We start from the raw sequence: 20,574 nt of genomic DNA on the forward strand, positions 1-20,574 counted from the left end.
GGACAGCTTATGAAATTACAGGATTATGTTCAGAATAAACCTGTTCTTGAAACGGAACAGCTTATCCTGCGCCCTCTGCGAAAAGAGGATGTTACGGATCTGAAAGAATGGCTGGGTGACAGCTCTATTTATCAGTATTGGGGCAAACGCTCCGGGAAAAGTGACTTAAACCCGGAATTACTTATCCAAAAGCAAGAGAAACCTGCGAAAAGTTTTCATTGGGGTATTATCCATAAGCAGGATCATAAAGTTATTGGCGATATGTGGGTATATCTCATTGAAATTACCGCATGGCAAAAGTGGCATTTCGCCTTTCACCTGCCTGCCAGGGCAAACGGCTTATGACAGAAGCGCTGGTGAGAGCAGTTACCTTCTGCTTTGAAGAAACGGAATTACAGCGTTTATGGGCTGATGTTCACACACAAAATATTGTATCCTGTAAAACCTTGGAAAAAGCAGGCTTCAAGTGTGAGGGACTTATCCGTGAAGATAAAATGGTAAACACATACTGCGATTACTATTTGTATGGTATGATTAAGGCTGATTATATTGAAATTTCCAAATCAAAAAGCGCATTGCGTGAAAAGCCCGGCAAAAAATAAAATGATAAAATTTGATCATCAACTTAAGGAGGTGCCGCAATGCACGCATATGAAGCAATCGAACAATCCCTGACTTTTATCGAGGAACACCTGACAAAAGAAATTTCAACGGAAGAACTGGCCAATACTGTCGGTCTGTCCCCCTTTTATTTTCAGCGATTATTCAAAAGGCTGGTAAACAAACCGGTTCAGGAATATGTGAAGCTACGCCGTTTGGCAAAGGTTATTGAAAATCTAAAAAATACCGACCAGAGGATTCTTGACGTTGCCTTGGACTATGGCTTTTTAAGCCACGGCAATTTTACACGGGCTTTCAAGGAAACCTATGGGATTACACCTGAAAGCTACAGGAGGGATTTGCCAATGCTCAACACATTCGCCAGGCCGGAAGTTTCCATGAATTATGTTTTAGTAGACGAGGGGGTTCCGCTGGTGGCGGGAAATATCGTCCTGGAAATCCAGAGAAGGACATTGGAAAAACCGGAAATTTACCTTGGCCTGGAAACGGAAGTCCGTATCTCCGAACAAATGCCGGCTGGTGAAAGCACAGGTGTAGATGTACCAGGACAACTTTGGAAACGTTATCACATGGAGAAGGCTTCCATCGCAGCCAATCTAAATACTGCTGTAGAAATGGGAATGTCCCATGGGGAAGGTATTGCACAAAACCTTTTCACTTATTTTGCAGGCGGCCTTGTTCAAAATATTCCGGACCGGCTGCAGGATGGTTTTGTTAAGAGAGAACTCCCGGCAGGAGAATACATCGTTTGCAGAGTCGAAGCAGAAAATTTTGAGGATTTGGTAACGGCTGCTTTAGATCAGGCCGGCAAATATCTTTTTGGTATCTGGCTGCCCCGCCACAATTTAACCACGGAGCCTTTCTCAGCAGAGAAATATTACCGTGACCTGGAGGGGATGGCCTGTATGGAAATTTGGGTCAAGCCCCTGCCGCTGAAAAATAAAGGCTAAGGAGGAGTTCAGAATGGATTGGAATGCGCTATATTCAAAGGAAAAATCCCCATCACTGGAGCAAGTCACAGAATACATTAACAGTTCATTATGGACAGATTTTAATAACCGTATTCAGTCCACCTATCGGGTCAGGCCCTGCATGGAACACAGCCGTTGTTCTATGCAGGCAGGCTGGAATATTAAGTATAAAAAAGACGGAAAGTCTCTTTGTACTCTCTATCCGATGCAGGGCTATTTTATCGCTCTCGTGGTTGTAGGAAGTCGTGAATTTACGGAGGCAGAGTTTCTTATGCCGCAATGTTCCGACTATGTGCAGACAGTATTCAAAAACACAAAAACCGGAAATGGACAGAAATGGTTGATGCTGGATGTGCGGGATAGAGAAATTATGGATGATGTATTTCGCCTTATCAATCTCAGAAGGCGTATACCATCATAGCAGGAATATGAAAGTTGCAGAGCCATTTTATGACAAACTGTGTATAACAAGCAGGATTTAATGTCTGAACAGGTATTGTCTAAATGAATAGGAGAAAATAGAATGGTACTTTTGGTTGTTGATTCATGTGGAATGGAAGATATACAGAATGTATCTCATTTGAAAAAGCGTTTGAATTGATGAATAAATAAATCAAGAAGTGACAGGAGGGGCGGATATGAAAAGATATATTGCTTTATTAAGGGGTATCAATATAAGTGGAAAAAATAAAGTGCCAATGGCAGAATTAAAGAAGGGATTTGAAACACTTGCTTTTGTAGAAGTAAAAACATATCTGAACAGCGGCAATGTGATTTTTTCCAGTGATGAAGATAATATAAGGAAGCTTACGGACAAGATTGAGGAAATGATAAAAAATCAGTTTGGATTGGTTATTCCTGTTTTTGTCCTGTCAAAGAAAGACCGGGAGCGGTTCAGTATCAAATTTAATGAAAATGATCCGGCCCATGACGCCGTGATTCGTCTGCTGGAAAAACAGGGGCTGCGCAGCAAGGCACAGTTTCTTGTGAATGCGGTCCTCCACTATATCAACTGCCCGGAAACACCGGATATTGCCATTCCCCAGACCGTAGACAGGGTGGCAATCGAAGAAATCGTTGCGGAGATTCTGAGCCAGAAAGAAAATGTTAGGCAGACAGAGGATAAAACAGAGATAAAAAGTGAAACTATATGGAAACAGGGCGCTTTCAAGCCGGAGAAGAAGCCGGATGGAGAGTATCCGCCAAAAGAGATGGATCAGGCAACACGAGCACTGATTGCAGATACCATGTCAGCATTTCGGAGTAACTGATTAACATGGGGAGAATTATTTTCTTTTCTGTGTTTCCCGTACCTCTAAAGCGGAGATAAAGCTGTTGATAATATCTTCGAGATGACGGTATTGTGCGGGATGCAGATTTGAGATTCTGGAAATCAGGGTCCAGTGGTCGCTGGCATTCACTTCTCCGAGAAGCAGGTAATCGGTGCTGATATCCAGTGCGGAACAGACCCGGATGATATTTTCCGGGCGCAGTGCTTTTTTGCCAAGTTCTGCGGAAGAAACGGTCTGGGGGGTGATACCTGCCTTTTCAGACAGTTCTTCCTGTGTCATGCGCAGCTGTTTCCTGCGATGCAGTATCCGGTTTCCAATCTGTTTTAATAAGTCGTCCATCCGTTCACCTCCAAGTATAATGGCTTAATTTTATCTGCTATAGTTTCAATAATTAAGCGATTATGGTTGAGAAAGTTCTTCTATAACATACATAATGTACTTCAGGAGATAGGAATATACGGGAAATGCAGGAGTTGAAATTAAGAATGAGGAAGGAGAATTGGAAATGTCAAATGATATGTGGGTGAAAATGGCTGAGTTCCTGGGCAACTTAAACGGGGAGAATGTGAACAGGGAAAGTTACATCCGCACTCCGGAGTATGAAGAGGCGCTGACTGCCTGGAAAGAAACCGAGCTGGAGTGGGAAGAATTTTTAAAAACCTTATCTGCAGAGCAGCAGAATCAGGCGGAAAAAATGAAAGACTGCCTGGAGGACTTTGCGTCTGTTCAGGAGAGAAGGGCATATATCCAGGGATATGCGGACTGCGTGCAGGTGCTGTTTCATATGGGATTATTAAGGAAAACAGAAGGGTTAAAGTGGCCGGAAAAGATGGAATAAAACGGAGGTACGGAAGGAATGCTTTGTCTGAATGGTTTGAAGCAGATATAGGACAGGAAAATAATTGCAGGGCGGCAATCGTTTGTGATGGCCGTCCTTTTTGCGGTAAAGGGGAACTTAGGCCGGGATTAACTGCAGGTTCCGACCGGGCAGCTTTTGACCGGGTGTTGGAGGAATTTTGCAGGCGAGTACTGGGGACGGTCACGGTGTCCTATGAACAGACGGACCGCCAGTATGCGGAAAGCAAGACCCAGATCCGTCTGCTGGCCTGGGGCCTGATTCTGTTCATCGGCCTCATAGGAATCCTGAACATTATCAATACAGTTTATACCAATATCCATACCCGGATCACGGAGATCGGCATACAGCGGGCCATGGGTATGAGCGCGGGAAGCCTGTACCGGGTATTTTTGTGGGAAAGGTTCTATTATGGCATCAGTGCGGCGGTGATTGGGTGTATCACCGGATATATCGGCACAGTATTTGTGGAGGCCGGGGCAGCGGATGTCCTGCGGCTGACGGCAGTTCCCGTGGTTCCCATGGCCTGCGCATCACTTTTTGCCATCAGAGCCTGTATCCTGGCAACCTGTATTCCACTCCGGAAGGTCAGCAGGATGAGCATTGTGGATTCCATTGAACTTGTGGAATAAGAACCCGGAGTCTTCTCAAAATCGGTCAACAGGGTGATAATAGGAGTACGTTTTCCGGCTTTTTAACTGCAGAGGGTATAAGGAAGAGAATCTCCGGTTTTATCTGTGCGAGATGGATGGGAAACCGGTATCCACGACCTCCACAATCCGGACAGGGGATACGGCGTCTTTGGAATTTGTTTCCACCATACAGGAATACCGCAGGAGGAAAGCGGCAATTTCGATATGCTCGCAGGCACTGGGGGAGCTTTTTGAAAACGGAGTAAGGGCAGTTACGCTCAGCGGTTCGGAGGAGGCCGTTGAACTTTACAGAAAACTGGGGTTCCATGACTGTTTCCATAACATCATCATGCAGTATGATATCCCTGTATAAGAAAATCAGTAATTGAAAGGATGTGGAGATACTGGAAACCCTGATTATGGCAGGACATCAGTTTTGTCTTGTCGTAACCCAGCTGGATAAATAGATGTGCAATGCTTCTCTGCTGCCAAAATGTGGGGCGCTGCACTACCACAAATGCCAGGTATCTGCTGCGCATGGCGGGAATTCTAAAATAAAAGATATTGATAAAAGGTGGTCTGACAGAGATGAAAAACATGGGAAAGCAAAAACTGTTTATTGCAGCAGGTGTCCTTCTTTTTATAGTGTCCGGATGCGGCAAAAAGGTAGAGGAAAATCAGATTGACATGGTCGGTTCGGAACAGGTTTTACGCTTTTGCAGATCCGTAGAGGAAGCGCAGGATGACAAACTTACCATAATCGCAGTCACCAGTTCCGGCGGATTTATAAAGTATGACCTTCTTACAGCAGAGGGAGCAGTAAATGTAACCAGAGGATATTATCAGTATAGCAATGGGATTCCGAAAAACTTAAGTACCGTAAGCTATCCGGCAGAATCGTGGGAATATACGGAAGAAGGCTACCTGCTGTTTGAGGGAAGTTATTATTCCGAAAGCTATTATGTGCTTTCCCTCAGTGATGAACCGGAACATACGGCGCTGAGGATTGAGCCGCTGGATGAAACGTGCAGGGAATTAAACCGACGGTATTTGCTGCCGGTGGGGTATGGGGGAAATAATCTTTTCCTTACGGACTGGAGCGAGCAGGATTTTGGGAATCTGGATTTTTATGATTTATTTGACAGGTTCTATCCTGATATCTATGAACAGCCGGTTCCTTTTACGCCGGATGATGATTTAGACGCCGGAGCCTTTTACAGGATACCGGCAGATGTATTTGAACATGTCATTGAGCGTCATTTGCAAATTGATTACGAGGAGCTGCAGAGGAAGGCCGCCTATATCCCGGAGGATCAGACTTATGAATACAGACCGAGAGGGTTTTATGAGGTTGAATATCCGGATATCCCATATCCGGAGGTGGTCAGTTATACGGAAAATGATGACGGAACGTTAGCTTTGACTGTGAATGCCGTATACCCGGAGGAAAACACCTCCAGGGCGTATACCCACAAAACCGTGGTCCGTCCCCTTGACGATGGAGGTTTTCAGTATGTATCCAATCAGGTTATTTTTCCGGAGGGCGGCTGTGAGCTGTGGTGGCATTCAGACCGGCTGACAGAAGACCAGTGGAAGAAAGTATATGGAGGGGATGATTAGTTGGAAGATTTAAAGCGGTTGTTCAGAAAGGGGAGTTTCCTGCTTATCCTGTTATGTCTGGCAGTGGCAGCCGGGAGCTTCTATACAGGCTTTAAGGAGGACAAAGGCCGAAAGCAGCCGGAGGAATCCTGGGAACCGGCTATGGAGATTTCCGGCAGCGCCGCCACTGGCAATACCGGGGCAGCAGACAAAGGGGAAAAACCACAGGAAGCATTGCCATCACCATATTTTTTAGAAGAGCCGGACAGCCTGCTCGGTGAAGCTGAAGAAAAAGAACTGGAAAACAGTGCCCTGTCGGCTGCCTTGGAGGTGCAGGAAGTATACAGGTATGCAGCAATAGAGGAGGATGCGCCCTATACTTATACGGTCAGGGATTTCTCCAGGGAGCAGAGGAACCGGGTAGTATCCATGCTGGGAGAGGCCGGATATGTAAGCGTTACTGATGGGGCAAATATGGAAAACCATAACAGTGTCCGGGACTTTTATTCTGCTTATTTAAAAGGGCAGGACAGCCTGGTTACTATTTTTGACGTGAATCTGGATGGGCTGATCGGTGCTTATACGTTTATACACAGGAAAGGAAACCTGCAGACCTTTTATGTGCAGATCGGATGGAGGGAAGGGGGCGTACCGGAAATCATATCTACTGCTGTCAGTGATATTGCGGAGATAAAACTGACAGAAAAAGGATATTTCATTTACGCCTATACGGTACAGCTCTACCATTCCAGCCTGCGCCAGTTCTGGCGGGCAGCCCCGCTTTCTGACCGGTGCAGGGAGTTGACAGAAAAATATCTGGACGGACTTAGCTATGTCAATTACAATGTCCTTGTAACGGACTGGGACAGTAACAACGTGGAGGATATCCTGATGCCATGCATGTTTGAGGACCTGTATCGCATGGATACGGGAGAGATTCTGCGGCCGGAAAATGGGGAGATACCTGCAGAGGTATATGAACGGATCATGACCACGTATTTTCCAGTCACAAAGGAACGGATAAGGGAGATATGCGGTTACCGCGCAGACACAGACAGCTATCCGTATGAAATGATCTTTTCCAGCCCGTATCCGCCTTTTGGGGAAGTGGTGGGGGATAAGGAGAACCCGGACGGAACGCTGACCCTCTTTGTAGATGGGGTATGGCCGGATTATAACTCCGACCGTGCGTTTACCAACATCATAACCGTTCAGCCCTTTGATGACGGGACATTCCGTTATTTATCCAATTCCATAGAGAAAAAGGAGCTGGACATTCCCAACGTATATGATATGAAATAAAGGAAGGATTTCCATGGAAATAAGAAAAATATATATCCAGACTATTATTATAATGATGGCAGGATTTTTGTGTGCCTGTGGAGGAAAAAAGCAGGAGGAGTTTTCACTGTCCGGCGCCATAGAAGGTGGGGAAGAACCTTCTTTGGCAGAGAGCAGGGAAGATAATGACAAAAAAGGGCGTTGGGAAAAAGGGTATGATCTTCCGGTTGATGAAAACGAAAGGAAAGAAGCGGAAGCTGACTTAAGGGCCGCGTTGGAACTGACCGGGGACATCTACCAAGAAGCGGACAAAGGCGATGCTTCAAACGTGGTTTTATCAGAGGAAGTTTTAATTCAATTAAAAGAGAAGCTAAAGACTATGGGCATGCCGGTCACAGGAAGCGAACCGTACCAGGTTATGGAGAACTGGCAGGAGATGGAGCGTTTTTTACAGGATGCCGGAGTGGGAAAGGCCGGGACCGTGCTCCTGTACCGGATTCATGGAGATGGAGGAATCGGAAGGTTTCAATATCAGTATGATGGGGAAACTATGTATGTGCTGGCAGCAAATATGACATGGGGGAAAGATGAAACACCGATGCCTGCGTACATTTCCTATACAAGAATAAAAGAATGGCAGTATACGGAAAAAGGATATTTCTGCTATGAATTATGTGTACCGGAACCTCCGGAAGTATCGGAGATTGTTGACGGAAGCTGCCTGGTCAGAGTGAGGCCCCTGCCAGAGGAATGCCGTAAAATGTCCGAAAAATGTGTGCTTCCATTGGGGTATCAGGGAAATAACCTGTTATGCTCCAACTGGGACAGGGAGAGCCTGGATAAACTGGATTATAACGGGATTTATGAATATTTTTATGGGATGAAGTATGACAGGAGGTTTGAACCGGAGCAGTATCCCCATGGGATACCGGCAGAAGAGTTTGAAAACACCATCATGGATTACCTTCCGGTTTCCAGGGAGGAGATTCGGCAGTGGGCCGTGTTTGATGAAGTGCGTCAAGTCTACCGATGGGAGAGACTGGGGTGCGGAAATTACGCACCCAGTTTCTTCGGTACTTCTGTTCCCGAGGTGACACAGATCAGGGAAAATGAAGATGGAACATTTACCCTGACTGTGGATGCGGTATGCCAGATGATTTTATGCAATGATGCGGTCATAACCCATGAACTTACGGTCAGGCTCTCAGAAAACGGAGATATCCAGTATCTGGAGAACCGGATACTGGATGACGGAATTTTTAATATCCCGGAGTATCAGTATCGGATTGGAAAATAAAGATTATCACAGACCATTGGAGAGGGCCAGCGGTTATCCTTGTTCCCTCATACAAAAAGACACCAGCACACGCCGAATTTATCAATAAGCTTAAATTAGCATGGACTATAATCACATGGGCCGACAGGGGTATCATAAAATATGAAATGGTCTTTGTGTAAAATTCTTCCAATGATTCTGCACTTCCAAAACCTATATCCCCCCTTGTTTACTGAAAAATATTTTTAAGTTTCTTTTAAGACTGGGCAGGGAGCCTGCAGTCTCAAAATGGAGGATCATTTTCGGTGCTTATTCCAGTCCGGCCAGATTCTCCTCCATTTTGTCTAACACTCTTTTTTTCTGGGTTTCTGTTAAAAATCCGTCTGCCACTGCGTCTTCCAGAATCTCTGTCACATCTTTTATATCATTCTGGTAAGTTTCAGCAGTCAGAGGTGTATTCCGGCTTACAAGTTCCGGCCGCATGACAATGGTTGGGTTGAAAGCGACCACCGTGGTTTCCGTGGATACCATAAACGCGCCTTTATAGATGACAAATTCCCCTTTTCCGTTGTCAGCTTTCAGACGCTCCAGGTCCCGTTCCATGGCTAAGGCATCCGGATCTCCCTCCCCTCTGTCCTCTTTTACAGTATCTACAATCCTTTGATACTCTTCCACCGAGTACAGTTCAAAAATCCCTCCAAGGGTCGGGTCATTCTTCAGGGATTTCATGGAAAAAGCGCCAGAAGGAACGGCGCCGTAGACTGCGACGCAGCTTATGGTGGCAGCGATAGTCAGCGATCAGCTTCATGCTCTCTTTGTCCGCCCAGTCGGACTGTTTTGGAAGCAGGATTACCGGGAAGAAGATAGCATAGGTTAAGGGGGAAGCAATCTCGTCCGAAACCCGGACGGTAATTCTGCGGAAGGAACGTTTCTGCTCCAGCCACATGGGAATCCAGGAAGATTCCTTAAGAGGAATTGCTGTGCGGTATTTCTTCATACTGGCGGCATGAAGATAAGCGATATACAGGCTGACAGATACAGCGCCGCAAAGCCACAGGATTTTAAGGAGATTCCATCCGAAGTCCGGCCCGGCCCCGGCTGTCTGCCAGGTTCCCGCCGAAAGGGGTAAAGCTACGGTGATATCCGGCATTTTTTCCCTTAACTGATGGGCCGCAGGCACAGGAAAGCCCACCGGTACGGGAATCATCAGCTTCCACCAGGCAAGCAGCCAGAGCAGCGAAAAAGTGGTTCTGGATATTCTGGCGGAAAAGAACTTCCGACATGCTATGACAATCAGGATCAGAACGGAAGCCGAAAGGCTCATCTGCAGCAGGTTCATAGGCTTACTCCATTTCATTGATCATTCGTTTTAATTCCTCCAGTTCCTTCTTTGAGAGGGCTTTCTGAGAAAGCAGGGATGAAAACAACAGGGGGACGGAGCCGTCAAAGACACGGTTTACAAATTCCCTGGTATCATCCTGAACCGCCTGTTCTTTGGAAAGGAGAGCCCTGCAGACAAAATTCGGTTCCAGGCGTTCAATAAAGCCCTTCTGGATACATTTTTTAATGACTGTGTAGGTGGTATTCTTATTCCAGCCGATGGTATCACGTAAGGTCAGGGAAATCTGTTTGGCTGTCACGTCTCCTTCTTTCCAGATTACTTCCATTACTTTTCGTTCTGAATCAAACAGTGTCTTCTCCATATCCGTGTTCACCTCGTATTCATTGTGTGTTCTTTATCGTACATTTCCTATACACTATCACAGTAGTCTGTTGATGTCAATGAATAACCGCTGGATGTGGCTGATAATATAATTGAACCGATAAGTATAATAGGGTTATAAGGAAGCTTACCTACAATAATGCTGATGTAATTCGTATATCTTTTGTTTCATTAGCTCCACAAGTTCTGGTGGTTCTAAGACAGTTGCATTGATTCCAAATGGCAGGAAATAATCGGCAACCCAATCCAAGGTTGCATGACGTATTTCCATGTCGATGATACCGCCGCCTGTTGGGAATGTTTTTAATCCCCTTGCCAGTAAAAATTCAGTTTCGCAGCGTTTAACACCTATATCGGTTAGCTGAATCTTTATGTGGTAATCATTTCCGATTTCTAACCTTTCGAGATATTCTTGAATGGACGCAGGAACAGGAAATTTCCCTTTAGGATATGGTTTTTCCTCTATTATTTCCTTTATACGGTCAATACGGAACTCTCTGATTTGATTAGCAACGGTGCAATATGCAGGGCAATACCAAAGCCCGTTCATAGCATATAGCCCAATCGGTATAATTGTGCGTATACTTTCAGAATGTGTTGATGAATACTGTATTGTTGCTGAATGGTGATTAACGACAATATGAAACATTGATTTAAGTAGTGGTGAATCGCAATGCCTGTCTGGAATCCAAAATACTACACTATTTTGAATTTGTGTAATACTGCTTTGTATATCTAAGGGCAGACAGTTCAAAAATTTTTTCAAAACAGATATTGTTTCCTGTTCAAAAGGTAAATCGTGATAGAATTTCAAGGCTTGACAGGCAAAGAATATAGCTTTGGCTTCATTCTCTGAAAAAGTGATAGGCGGCAAAATGCGCTCTTTCAAGATGTGATACCCGCCAGCAGCACCGACTTCGGAATAAAGGGGGAATCCAGCCTGTTCTAATTCTTGCAAATCACGGAGTATTGTTCGCTTTGACACAGAAAATTCTTTTGCTAATTCGCCTACTGTAAAATCCTTTTTGGCATTTATCGTTATCATCATTTCAATAAGCCGTTCTGCTTTTGACATTTTTAAAAACTCCTTTCCGAATGGTGACAGCCGTTGTCACTATTCCATGATAGACTATCTATGTACCAAATGCAATATGATACTCAAACGAAAGGACAAGATGTTATGAATAAAAACGTGATTGAAATGATTTGGTGGGCATCAATGGAGGCAGCACAGGGGGCTTTGGAAAAGTTGCCGCAGGTTACGGAATTTCAGGAGTATTGTTCTGCTTTAGCAGACGAGGGAACAATGATGTTCCATTTGGAGGAAATGGCATGACACCAAACGATATTCTTTCCTACTGCCAGTCTAATTTGAAAGATGTTGTATTGGTAGAAAGTTGGGGAGAACAAGGGATTTTTTATAATCCGAACGGAGTTTTAAAACGGGGAGTATATGTTTTAACTGTTAAAGAAAAAGACGGTGATAATGATAAAGGCTCTATGTTGAACCGTGATAATGTATATCGTGTGAATGTCGGTTTAAGGAAACAGACCTTTATTAAAAAATTTGGGTATATTCCAGAGCGTCCGCCTGCTGGAAAAATCGTAAAAATGGATTATGATTTTACCGTTTTAGATACCATTATTCCCCACCCTGTCTACGCATGGATGAGCTGGGTATGTGTTTTAAATCCCTCTGATAAGACCTTTGAGGATTTCAAAGCAATGATACAAGAATCCTATGATTTTGCAAAAGAAAAATTCAACAGAAGAAAAAGTAAATAATGCAACAAAAGCATACAAGGAACACATCATGTATTCTTTCAATGGCTTTTGCAAAGGAGAGTCTATGAACAAAGACACCAGCAAGACCAGCCACACCACCGCCCTTCTGGATGTGAAGCCCGATCTTGTGAAGCGGATAGGAAATACCACCTTTGACATACATATCCATTTCAGCGAAACGAGCCGGGAAACGCTGCACACAGAGATGGGAAATTATACGCTAAACAGCGGTGACGCTCTTATTTTTGACTCGTCTGTCAAGCACACCTATATCAATGAGCAGGATGTAATGCTTACTTTTATGGTGGTAAATTTCTATCCCAATTAAAAAAGCGGGCTGTAATCGGAATTCTTAAGAGATTCGTCAGAAAATATTCGTTGACGCACTTGGACTACTATGATAGTCTGTTGTTTAGACAGACTATCATAGTAGTCCGTTTTTTCAAAAGGTGCGCACCTGTGAAGATAAACTAATAAAAAGAAAGGATTTATACCATGTTCCATCGTACAAAGAGAAACCTTACAGCTTCAGGAATCATGTGTCTTATGCTTATGGCTGCCGGACAGACTGCCTATGGAGCAGCGCCTGCCCCGCAGGTATCCACGGTTTGGGCCCAGGAAGTTCAGAACCCGGCGGAGGATCTTACTTTGGGAGGGCTTTTTGAGCTTTATACCCCGGAAGAATACGAGGAATCCATCAACCAGATTAAAAAATATATGGGCGCAGACCATGCCGATGTCAAGGCCATGGAAGCGGACCTGGCCAAACTGAAGGCGGATAACGGCAAAGGTGAATTTGTCATTTACAAAGGCGCTTTTACCGTATCCACAGAAACTACCATCGTTGCCTTCAATCCCACAATCGTTATGAGGCCGGATCTGGCAAAGAGCGCTGAGGAATTGACAGCGGAAAACTATAAAAAGGATATTGAGGATGTAACAAAGCTTTTGGACCAGGCCGTAAAAGATAAGACCGTAACTTTAGACCAAAAGGATTCTATCCTGAAAAAGATGAATGAAAACCTGGAGAAATTAAATTAGGGCGGATGCCATATATGGGAAAGCAAAACGGGCGTATCGACTAACTGATGTGATGCGTCCGTTTTGTTGTGTGGATCATGCAAAAGTTCAATAAATTAAGCAGTCCTTATACATTATTTTTCCCAGAATGTCCATTTTACGGCATTTTGGAATCCTGTTTTTTGATAAAATCTGCCGGAACCGCCTGTCATATGTGTTGCGCCTAATGCTTTGGTTTTCCGATACATTTCAGATAATGCCGCCGCAAGACCTTTATGCCGGTATTCAGGAATGGTGCAGAGAGGTTCCATGTATGCCAGGCGATTTTCAGGTGTCCACCACATCCCTGCATAGCAGGCATATTCTCCCGACTCATCTGCAATAACCACATCCAGTTCCGGCGTTGCGTGCGGCGCGGTGCTCAGTATATAATTGTGCTGCTCATACTGATGATTCCACGGACCTTCACACTGCTCATGGTCAAAACCTTTAAAACAGCATTTGCCCACGTTTGTCCTGTCAATGTCCTGGGGGTTTACAAAGTAAAAACCTTCCGGCAGCGGAAAATCCAATTCATCTGCATAATCCCCATCTGTACAAGATTTCAATTTCTTGTTCTGCATAAATTACCGATAAACTGAAAGTTATCGACTTGTTTTTGATAGCCTATTCTGCAAAAAGGTAACAGCAGCTTCTTGTACTTCTTCTCTTAATTCGCCCTGTGTAGGTTTTTTTGCAATCCTCTGTATATCTGAGAGAATACAATTTATGCTCTTATCAGAAAAAAGAGGTGCCAGACAGGTAATAATCCAATACTTCCATATTTCGTCTTTTTCATGTGGACTTAAAACTCTATGAATTAAAGGGGTCAGAGCTGATTGGTGTAAAGCTAGCACCGGCAAAATATCACCAGCAACAGGCCAATTACAGTCCTGTATCCACTCCAAAAGAGAGGGTAATATCGGCTCAATCTCATTGTCAGTGAGGTGTTTTAGCCTCTCTATATTGGAACTATCAAATTTATTTTTTGGCACCAAGTCGTAAATATCTGTCATATTAGTTCTTCATCTCCATCTCAACTTAACGATTTGTCGTCTTTACCTGATAGCATTAAGACGCACTAAATTATTATTTATTATGTAAGCAAATTGCAAATTAGCTTATTAAACCTGTCGCTTTCGCTCCATTGAGGAAAGTGACAGGATTCCTCAAACCAGTAAAACTGTTTTTCTGTTTCAATCCGGTCGAAGTATTCCTTCGCAAGAGCAGAGGACACATGGTTGTCATATCTTCCCTCGATAAATATGATTGGAGCGCCATATTGTGTTTGGGCTTCAAAGTTTGTTTGCATGACTTCCTGCCACAAATATTGTATGGCTTGCAGACTGCCCCTCTGGTGCCGAATCAAATCGGCGAGTGTGTAATATCGAGAGAGCAAAAAGGGAATGGCTAAATTATTATAATTTGTTCTTCCATAGAGGGAACCCTTGTGTTTAACAACCTGCCTGGTCACAAAAAGCAGGTCATTCAGCCAACTGTCCGTTTGATAGGAGCAATCAATCCTCCTGAGTTTTTCCAAGTCCTTTTTATCAGCATGTGCCAGAGCATATTCATAGGCTGATTTGCTGGATTTTTTCATATTGACGACTTGCCCACAGCCGATATAAGTATGCACTAATTCCGGGTATGCCTGGACAAAGCGCAGCCCCAGAATGCTCCCCCATGAATGACCGACCAAATACACCGAACTTTGATGAAACCGGGGCAGCAAATAATCCACAAGTGTGTAGAGGTCATTGACAAAAATGTCAATCGTAACGGGCCCGTCAAATTTATAATAGGACTTTCCCGCACCACGCTGCTCCCATATAACAACCGTGAACTGCTGTTCTAACATTTTATTGTACGTCATCACCAAGGGAAACGCAGCGTCTCCGGGGCCACCATGCAGATAGATCAGCAAAGGAGCCTTTTCCTTTTCTGCACGTATCGAAACAAACTGCGGCACACCGTTTACATTCAATTTTAACTGTTTGTCTATATACATGTTTCCTCCAACTTCTGTCGGTGCGCCTCCATTACCAAGACAGCCCTTTCTCCCAAGAGTTAACAACAGTGTAGTTCCATGGCGGCCTGTTTTTTGAAGAAGACTCCCAAAACTTTACGGTCTGGCCGTTTGGAAGGGTATATTCAATGTTCGCAAAGGAACCTTTCAGCGCATTCAGTTCTGTTACTTCTTCCATATCTGGAATCTGCAGCGCATGGAAGGCCGCAATCAGCTTTTCTTTTAATTCGCTTAACGCTGTTTTCCCATTTTTACAGCACTGTGCAACAAGGCATTCCGCCCCAAAAGGCTGCCCTTCTGTTGCTGCACATCCGTTACAAGTGCTGCATAATTCACAGTTCGTACAATCAATTCCGCAGATAGATTTCATTCTGTTTTCCTCCTCAAATTCTCTTTTTTACAGCTTCCTTATGGGAAAAAATATATACCCTTTCCCGGTCTTTGGGCAGGTAAAATCATGGACGGCACCAACCAGAGCAATACCATTGCCCTTCATATATTGGATTACTTCTGAAAAGGTATTATCATTTTCACGTTCCACATAAATATACTCATAGCCGGGTATCACCCACTTTGTCCAGCCATCGGGGGCTTTTGCATCCTCATTACACTCTACCCCTGCAAGGTAAAGCCCTTTCTGAAAGCCCTCCCAGGGCTGGAAGGAACGGGAAAAGTCAGACATTGCGCCCCATATTCCGCTGATGTTCCCATCTTCATCTTTCTTTGCCAGATGTGCGATTTCTCCAAAATGGGAATTCGCCTCATCCCATAACTTCTGAATAAAGCCGGCTCCGTCCGTTGTCGCCCCTTCTTTTCCGATTACAACAAAGGATTCTTTTTCACATGTTTCGATTTTCATTGATTTGTTACTCCCTTCGCTTTATGTTTCATTTCATTTTAAAGGCTCTTTCTTTTTCTCGTTTTGGATATATTTATCATAGCGGCACTGCTCAATGACTGTGTGCCCCAGTAATGTAATTGCCCTTGCCGGACAGGAACTGATGCACCGGTAACACATGGTACAGTGTTTTCCGGCAGCCGCTTTTCCGTTTTTCAGGGTAAGGTTGTCGGCCGGGCAGAGCCGGGTACAAAGCCCACAGCCTGTACAGGCATTACTGATTTTTAATTGATCCGAGTAACTTTTGGTTTTGCTGTAGTACCACAAACGCTGGCAGAGTAATCCGGCGATTCGGCTATAAAGATGCAGGCCGTTTTTGGGATACCTGCCTTTCCTGATTTCCTCTGCGCATTTCTCAATCTTTCTGTCTGCTTTCCGGATGATTTCCCGGTTCTCCTGAAAGGTTTTTTTCAGCAGCTTTACATCACAGACAGAATCAGGCATACGGATATGGAAACCGCCAACGATTTTGGCGCCATACTTTTTGAGCAGCCATGCCGAGCAGCCTGCGCCGTCTCCGCTGAACAATCCCATAGTGGCAACGCAAAGTATTTTCTTACCCTTCCAAAGATCCGGATGGCTTTTGATAAAATCTTTTACCATGACAGGAACGTTTGAAAACTGAACAGGATATGCAAAAACGATAAAGTCATGCTGTGATAATAAATGTGCCGCGTCTTTCTGCTCCATCGGAACTGCCTGCGCAGTTTTATCCAGTAAAAAAAGCAGCTTTTTGATACAATGTTCTGTGTTTCCTGTTCCGCTTAAATAGATACCTATCATATATTTTCCCTTTCAAAATTGGAGTAATGACCACGTCCCTGCACCATGGTTTCTGATTTTATCCTTTTCTGTCAATTTTACTGCCATTGACCGATTTTGGGAAGGGCTGAAAACAAACATCTTCTCAAAATCGGTCAATGGAGCAATAATAAATTAAGTTCATTCTTTTTAAGATGTTTTAGAGGCTTTTTGGAGACTACTCTGATAGAATGGACAAAAATTCGCAGAAATATTGGATAAGCTGTGGATGGAATTTTATATGAGAGGAGAGCAACATGAAAAAGAAAACAGGAAAAATGATCTTATTGACAGGGGTGCTGTGCATCCTGAGCCTTGCGGTATGTGCCTGTGGAAAGAAGGAGGAAGCATCAGATACCCAGGAACCACAGGTGGTTCAAGGCGAGCCGAGCCCGGAAGATGATACGGAGAACGATGCTTCTGCTCCGGAACCGGAAGCGGATGCAGAAGGAACCGACACCGGGAATGAACCGGAGTCACCGGAAGCCTCACCGGAACCGCAATCCGGTGAAAGCAGCAGCCAGGGAACAGACAGCACACAGAAAGAACAGCCGGAAGCACAAAGTCAAAGTACGTCTGGCACATCTGCAGAATGGGTGGACAGTACTCCCAATCTGGAAGGGGATATCAAAGAACTGAAGGATGGGCAGCTTACCGTGGTAGAGGCCATTACAGAAAAATCAGATAATGGAGGTGATATCGTAGTATCTCCTGGCAGCGGGGATGATTCTGAGTATAACAAGATTGCGGTTACATACGATGCAAATACCCTGTTTGCTATACAAACGATCTATGATGGAGGGGCCAGATCTGAAATGTCAGCAGCAACAGCGGCGGACCTGGCATCCGGCCAGTTCATTCAGGTATGGGGAAGTTCTTCCGGCAGCGGACTGAAAGCAACCCAGATTTGTATTGTAAAAGTGGACTGAACCATTACCTGCCCTCTTTTGATAAGGAAAAAACCCTTGTCAGGAGAGGGCAGTTTTTCTAAATAAAACTTTTATTTCCTGCATTTCTTTCATAAAAACTGGCGTGTCTTAAAAAATTTTGTAAAAAGGTCACCTTTCGTCTTCCGATTGCGTGTCATAAGTATAACAGCATCCAGCCGAAGGATACCCGGAAAGATTTTCGGACACGGATGTGACAGAAAATTCTTCCAGATCCGGGTATTTTGAGCGATGGATGTGGAACAGAAAGGAGATGGAAAGATATGGACCTGGAAGCGGCAGTAAGGAAACACAGTGAGATGCTGTACCGGATCTGCATTGTAATACTCGGCAGTGAGCAGGACACCCAGGATGCCATCCAGGAGACCTTCTGCAAATATCTGGAGAAAAAACCGAAATTTGTGGACGGCGAGCATGAAAAGGCATGGCTGATCAAGGTGGCGACTAATCACTGCAGGGACATACAGCGGTTCAGATTCCGGCACCCGAAGGTGCCCATTGAGGAGCTTGCAGGCACACTGGTATCCCGGCAGGAGGATAGGGAGGCGGTGCGAGAGCTCCTCCAGATGCCCCCAAAGCAGAGGGCCGTGATGGTACTCCACTATGTAGAAGGATACCAGGTAAAGGAGATTGCCGGTATCCTGGGAATTACGGAGCATGCGGTCAAAAAGAGGCTGCAGCGTGGAAGGGAGCAGTTTCGGACTACCTGGAAGGAGGAATATTGCAGATGAGTGAGATGAATGGCGGACAGCTGAGACATGCTTTAAAACAGGTACACATGAAAGAAAATATGCAGGAGGAAATTATCATGAATGTAAGAACACAGATGGCAGACGGAACCTACAGACGGAACAGCTTTAAGAGGATGGCAATGTCGGCGGCAGCCTTCATGCTGGTCTTCGGTGCGGTGTCCATTCCTTCCTATGCGGCAATCAGCAACCTGGTGCGGGCAAGGATGGAGGCGATTCCCAGGGCAGAGGTGGAGGCAACGGAGGACATGATCCAGAGCCAACAGATCCATGCAGACCAGTTCAGCAGGGAATATACAAGGGAGGAAAGGAAACGGATGGATGCCCTCCGACAGGAGTACGAGAATGGCATGTTCCCGGAGAACACGCTGACCCTGGTGGAGAATGAAAGCCAGGTGCCGGACGGGGATACACTGGCCTATACGAAGGATACCGGCTGCTTCTACCTGCCTGACCGGGAACTGACAGACGAGGAGCTTCTGCAGATACTGGACTTTAACGCAGCCAGGGACTATGCCCTTGACCAGTCACCGGAAGTGCAGAAGGCAAGAGAGGAAGCAAAAGCAGAGGCCGAAGAAAGAGCAGCGCAGGCCGGGGAGGAATAATCGCTGCCAGTTTACAGAAAAATCGGGAATAAGGCCAGTGTTGCCTGAGAGCAGGCTGGCCGGAACAGGGCATCAGGGCTGTAAGCCATGGTGCCCTAAAAAGGCGAAATGGAACATATCAGTACATATGTAGGAAGAAGGGAACATGAAAATGCAAAAATGCAGGCTGTTGGGTATGCTGCTGTTGGCAGGCGCCTTATGTCTTACTGGTTGTAGCGACAGTCCAGACCCAACAGCAGATGTTATGGAAGGAGAGGTACCGCAGCCGGTGATGCAGGAAGATTCAGCAGATTCTGCTTATCGTGCGGATGATGACACTGTCCCGGAGGAAAGCAGCCAAAGTTCCGCATTGCCCCCATTATCCACAGAAGCACGGACCATAGATTATAAGGGGAGTGTGTCCGTAGACTGGCTTACGGCGTCTTCGGATGCCATTTATTTATTGAGCAGGGAGCGGGACGGGGGATCCGGAATCCTGAAAATGAAGCCAGGGGAGGCTGACGGGGAGGATCTGCAGGTGACGGCGCCGGATGGAATGGTGTTTTCCGTCATGACCACGGACGAACAGGGGAACCTGTATGTGGTGGCAGAGGACAGGGATATTGAAGCAGTGATGAGGGATGATGAGGTTGTCTGCCCTACAAAACACTGTGAAGTATGGAGGGTCAGCCCGTCTGGTGAGGTGGCGGCAAAACTGAACATTTCCGAATATGTAAAACAGGAAGTTTTTTCACCCCGTATGATTGCAGTGGCAGGAAACGGGGATATCTACCTTTCCACACAGAACGATGGAACAGCAGTGCTGACCTTTGATGCGGAAGGGAACTTCCTGAATAAGATCAGTTATGATTACAAGGTTTATACGCTGCGCACCGCCATGGGAAGAGGACGGAACGGAAAGGTATACGCCGTACTTTGGGACAGTATTGCAAATGATGGCACTTCCGTGATCGTTGAATTGGACGGGCGCAATGGTAGTATAGGGGATGTCACTTCTTTTCTTCTCCACAGTGACGGCAGCTTCTATAACTGTGTATGTCCGGGGAGGGACTGTGACCTTGTAATTTTCGGCGGACAGGGAATCCTTGGCTATGACCTGGGGAGTGCCAGTATCAAATGGAAGGTTTCCGCAGGCGAGCTGCCTTTCAGCACAGAGGGATATTTCCCAATGGCAACACTGCCCGATGGAAGGGTACTGTTTCTGGATAGAAATTACAAATGGGATGAGGATGATCCAACGAATATGTGGGTGGCAGCAGAAGGAACAAAATTCCATTATGTTCCTGCGGCGCGGCAGTAGGGCAGTATCTTACGGCCGCCGGAAAATAATTTAATATATCATCAGTATGCCAGGTAAGCATGTCAGGAACCAGTGGGCGGTGGTTCGTGGCATGCTTGGTTGGCAGTTTTTGTAATTTATATATTGTCAATACCCCAAAGGAACAAAATGCAG

At 45.3% G+C, this 20,574-nt stretch carries 29 protein-coding genes and 1 pseudogene; 19 read left to right on the top strand and 11 right to left on the bottom strand.

The genetic code is table 11. The features are described 5' to 3' along the window. The first annotated feature begins 9 nt into the window (after nt 1-9). From VV089_RS18495 to VV089_RS18515, 5 genes are all read left to right on the top strand, one after another. The gene (locus VV089_RS18495) at nt 10-345 is read left to right on the top strand and encodes a GNAT family N-acetyltransferase (protein ID WP_334336936.1); all 336 of its coding nucleotides are present in this window, start codon (nt 10-12) and stop codon (nt 343-345) included. Next, complete coding sequence (locus VV089_RS18500) at nt 342-602, top strand: GNAT family N-acetyltransferase (RefSeq protein ID WP_334336937.1); 261 nt, start codon at nt 342-344, stop codon at nt 600-602. The genes VV089_RS18495 and VV089_RS18500 overlap by 4 nt, the downstream gene beginning before the upstream one ends. 39 nt (nt 603-641) lie before the next feature. Continuing rightward, a complete protein-coding gene (locus VV089_RS18505; RefSeq protein ID WP_334336938.1) occupies nt 642-1,571 on the top strand; it encodes an AraC family transcriptional regulator in 930 nt (309 codons plus the stop codon). A 13-nt stretch (nt 1,572-1,584) separates the two neighbouring features. Continuing rightward, a complete protein-coding gene (locus tag VV089_RS18510) occupies nt 1,585-2,013 on the top strand; it encodes a DUF3788 domain-containing protein (RefSeq protein ID WP_334336939.1) in 429 nt (142 codons plus the stop codon). 217 nt (nt 2,014-2,230) lie between these two features. Beyond that, nucleotides 2,231-2,863: a DUF1697 domain-containing protein gene (locus VV089_RS18515; protein WP_334336940.1), complete on the top strand. Its 633-nt coding sequence runs from the start codon at nt 2,231-2,233 to the stop codon at nt 2,861-2,863. Between the two features lie 15 nt (nt 2,864-2,878). Here the strand turns inward: VV089_RS18515 and VV089_RS18520 are convergent, their stop codons facing one another. Further along, the gene (locus VV089_RS18520) at nt 2,879-3,223 is read right to left on the bottom strand and encodes a helix-turn-helix domain-containing protein (RefSeq protein WP_160258808.1); all 345 of its coding nucleotides are present in this window, start codon (nt 3,221-3,223) and stop codon (nt 2,879-2,881) included. 166 nt (nt 3,224-3,389) lie between these two features. Between VV089_RS18520 and VV089_RS18525 the strand changes: the two genes are divergently transcribed. The 6 genes and pseudogenes from VV089_RS18525 to VV089_RS18550 all read left to right on the top strand — a co-directional run bounded on the left by VV089_RS18525 (nt 3,390) and on the right by VV089_RS18550 (nt 8,549). Beyond that, nucleotides 3,390-3,722, top strand: coding sequence for a DUF6809 family protein (locus VV089_RS18525; protein WP_300858539.1), 333 nt, complete (start codon nt 3,390-3,392; stop codon nt 3,720-3,722). Nucleotides 3,723-3,745: 23 nt separating this feature from the next. Next, entirely contained in the window at nt 3,746-4,372 is a 627-nt protein-coding gene (locus VV089_RS18530) for an ABC transporter permease (protein ID WP_334336941.1), read from the top strand. An 88-nt stretch (nt 4,373-4,460) separates the two neighbouring features. Continuing rightward, nucleotides 4,461-4,745, top strand: a pseudogene (locus VV089_RS18535) (GNAT family N-acetyltransferase); the annotation flags it as partial. A gap of 215 nt (nt 4,746-4,960) precedes the next feature. Continuing rightward, nucleotides 4,961-5,992, top strand: a complete 1,032-nt coding sequence (locus tag VV089_RS18540; RefSeq protein ID WP_334336942.1) for a DUF6070 family protein — start codon at nt 4,961-4,963, stop codon at nt 5,990-5,992. After that, nucleotides 5,993-7,273 (top strand): DUF6070 family protein, encoded by a 1,281-nt coding sequence (locus VV089_RS18545; protein ID WP_334336943.1) that lies wholly within the window; start codon nt 5,993-5,995, stop codon nt 7,271-7,273. 13 nt (nt 7,274-7,286) lie between these two features. Beyond that, a complete protein-coding gene (locus tag VV089_RS18550) occupies nt 7,287-8,549 on the top strand; it encodes a DUF6070 family protein (protein WP_334336944.1) in 1,263 nt (420 codons plus the stop codon). A 288-nt stretch (nt 8,550-8,837) separates the two neighbouring features. On the opposite strand, the gene VV089_RS18555 is transcribed toward VV089_RS18550, so the two are convergent. From VV089_RS18555 to VV089_RS18570, 4 genes are all read right to left on the bottom strand, one after another. Beyond that, on the bottom strand, nt 8,838-9,257 hold the full coding sequence (locus VV089_RS18555) for a hypothetical protein (RefSeq protein WP_334336945.1): 420 nt from the start codon (nt 9,255-9,257) through the stop codon (nt 8,838-8,840). After that, nucleotides 9,238-9,867 carry a M56 family metallopeptidase gene (locus tag VV089_RS18560; RefSeq protein ID WP_334336946.1) on the bottom strand — a complete coding sequence of 210 codons (630 nt, stop codon included), beginning with the start codon at nt 9,865-9,867 and terminating at the stop codon, nt 9,238-9,240. The genes VV089_RS18555 and VV089_RS18560 overlap by 20 nt, the downstream gene beginning before the upstream one ends. A 4-nt stretch (nt 9,868-9,871) precedes the next feature. Continuing rightward, the gene (locus tag VV089_RS18565; protein ID WP_160263451.1) at nt 9,872-10,231 is read right to left on the bottom strand and encodes a BlaI/MecI/CopY family transcriptional regulator; all 360 of its coding nucleotides are present in this window, start codon (nt 10,229-10,231) and stop codon (nt 9,872-9,874) included. Between the two features lie 147 nt (nt 10,232-10,378). Beyond that, nucleotides 10,379-11,326, bottom strand: coding sequence for a helix-turn-helix transcriptional regulator (locus VV089_RS18570; RefSeq protein ID WP_172550311.1), 948 nt, complete (start codon nt 11,324-11,326; stop codon nt 10,379-10,381). A 105-nt stretch (nt 11,327-11,431) separates the two neighbouring features. On the opposite strand from VV089_RS18570, the gene VV089_RS18575 reads away from it, so the two are divergent. The 4 genes from VV089_RS18575 (at nt 11,432) to VV089_RS18590 (ending at nt 13,077) form a co-directional block, all read left to right on the top strand. Continuing rightward, entirely contained in the window at nt 11,432-11,587 is a 156-nt protein-coding gene (locus tag VV089_RS18575) for a hypothetical protein (protein WP_334336947.1), read from the top strand. Continuing rightward, nucleotides 11,584-12,036 (top strand): DUF6194 family protein, encoded by a 453-nt coding sequence (locus VV089_RS18580; protein ID WP_334336948.1) that lies wholly within the window; start codon nt 11,584-11,586, stop codon nt 12,034-12,036. The genes VV089_RS18575 and VV089_RS18580 overlap by 4 nt, the downstream gene beginning before the upstream one ends. 64 nt (nt 12,037-12,100) lie before the next feature. Further along, entirely contained in the window at nt 12,101-12,364 is a 264-nt protein-coding gene (locus VV089_RS18585) for a hypothetical protein (RefSeq protein WP_334336949.1), read from the top strand. 167 nt (nt 12,365-12,531) lie between these two features. Then, nucleotides 12,532-13,077: a hypothetical protein gene (locus VV089_RS18590; protein ID WP_334336950.1), complete on the top strand. Its 546-nt coding sequence runs from the start codon at nt 12,532-12,534 to the stop codon at nt 13,075-13,077. 113 nt (nt 13,078-13,190) lie between these two features. Here VV089_RS18590 and VV089_RS18595 read toward each other — a convergent pair whose 3' ends face one another. The 6 genes from VV089_RS18595 to VV089_RS18620 all read right to left on the bottom strand — a co-directional run bounded on the left by VV089_RS18595 (nt 13,191) and on the right by VV089_RS18620 (nt 16,802). Continuing rightward, nucleotides 13,191-13,565, bottom strand: a complete 375-nt coding sequence (locus VV089_RS18595) for a GNAT family N-acetyltransferase (RefSeq protein ID WP_334336951.1) — start codon at nt 13,563-13,565, stop codon at nt 13,191-13,193. A gap of 135 nt (nt 13,566-13,700) precedes the next feature. Continuing rightward, nucleotides 13,701-14,111, bottom strand: a complete 411-nt coding sequence (locus tag VV089_RS18600) for a DUF5071 domain-containing protein (RefSeq protein ID WP_120431147.1) — start codon at nt 14,109-14,111, stop codon at nt 13,701-13,703. An 80-nt stretch (nt 14,112-14,191) separates the two neighbouring features. Continuing rightward, complete coding sequence (locus VV089_RS18605; protein WP_160558259.1) at nt 14,192-15,103, bottom strand: alpha/beta fold hydrolase; 912 nt, start codon at nt 15,101-15,103, stop codon at nt 14,192-14,194. A gap of 31 nt (nt 15,104-15,134) precedes the next feature. Further along, entirely contained in the window at nt 15,135-15,491 is a 357-nt protein-coding gene (locus VV089_RS18610) for a hypothetical protein (protein WP_334336952.1), read from the bottom strand. A gap of 27 nt (nt 15,492-15,518) precedes the next feature. Then, nucleotides 15,519-15,980, bottom strand: coding sequence for a GyrI-like domain-containing protein (locus VV089_RS18615; protein WP_334336953.1), 462 nt, complete (start codon nt 15,978-15,980; stop codon nt 15,519-15,521). 33 nt (nt 15,981-16,013) lie between these two features. Then, nucleotides 16,014-16,802, bottom strand: a complete 789-nt coding sequence (locus VV089_RS18620; protein ID WP_334336954.1) for an EFR1 family ferrodoxin — start codon at nt 16,800-16,802, stop codon at nt 16,014-16,016. Between the two features lie 275 nt (nt 16,803-17,077). On the opposite strand from VV089_RS18620, the gene VV089_RS18625 reads away from it, so the two are divergent. The 4 genes from VV089_RS18625 to VV089_RS18640 all read left to right on the top strand — a co-directional run bounded on the left by VV089_RS18625 (nt 17,078) and on the right by VV089_RS18640 (nt 20,421). After that, nucleotides 17,078-17,749 carry a hypothetical protein gene (locus VV089_RS18625; protein WP_334336955.1) on the top strand — a complete coding sequence of 224 codons (672 nt, stop codon included), beginning with the start codon at nt 17,078-17,080 and terminating at the stop codon, nt 17,747-17,749. A gap of 281 nt (nt 17,750-18,030) precedes the next feature. Beyond that, nucleotides 18,031-18,498 carry an RNA polymerase sigma factor gene (locus tag VV089_RS18630; protein WP_160263442.1) on the top strand — a complete coding sequence of 156 codons (468 nt, stop codon included), beginning with the start codon at nt 18,031-18,033 and terminating at the stop codon, nt 18,496-18,498. Beyond that, on the top strand, nt 18,495-19,121 hold the full coding sequence (locus VV089_RS18635) for a hypothetical protein (RefSeq protein WP_160263441.1): 627 nt from the start codon (nt 18,495-18,497) through the stop codon (nt 19,119-19,121). Before VV089_RS18630 ends, VV089_RS18635 begins: the two co-directional genes overlap by 4 nt. A gap of 145 nt (nt 19,122-19,266) precedes the next feature. Then, nucleotides 19,267-20,421, top strand: coding sequence for a hypothetical protein (locus tag VV089_RS18640; protein ID WP_334336956.1), 1,155 nt, complete (start codon nt 19,267-19,269; stop codon nt 20,419-20,421). Nucleotides 20,422-20,574: the final 153 nt, after the last annotated feature.

The sequence above is a fragment of the Candidatus Merdisoma sp. JLR.KK011 genome, assembly GCF_036941125.1.
Lineage (GTDB): Bacteria > Bacillota > Clostridia > Lachnospirales > Lachnospiraceae > Laedolimicola.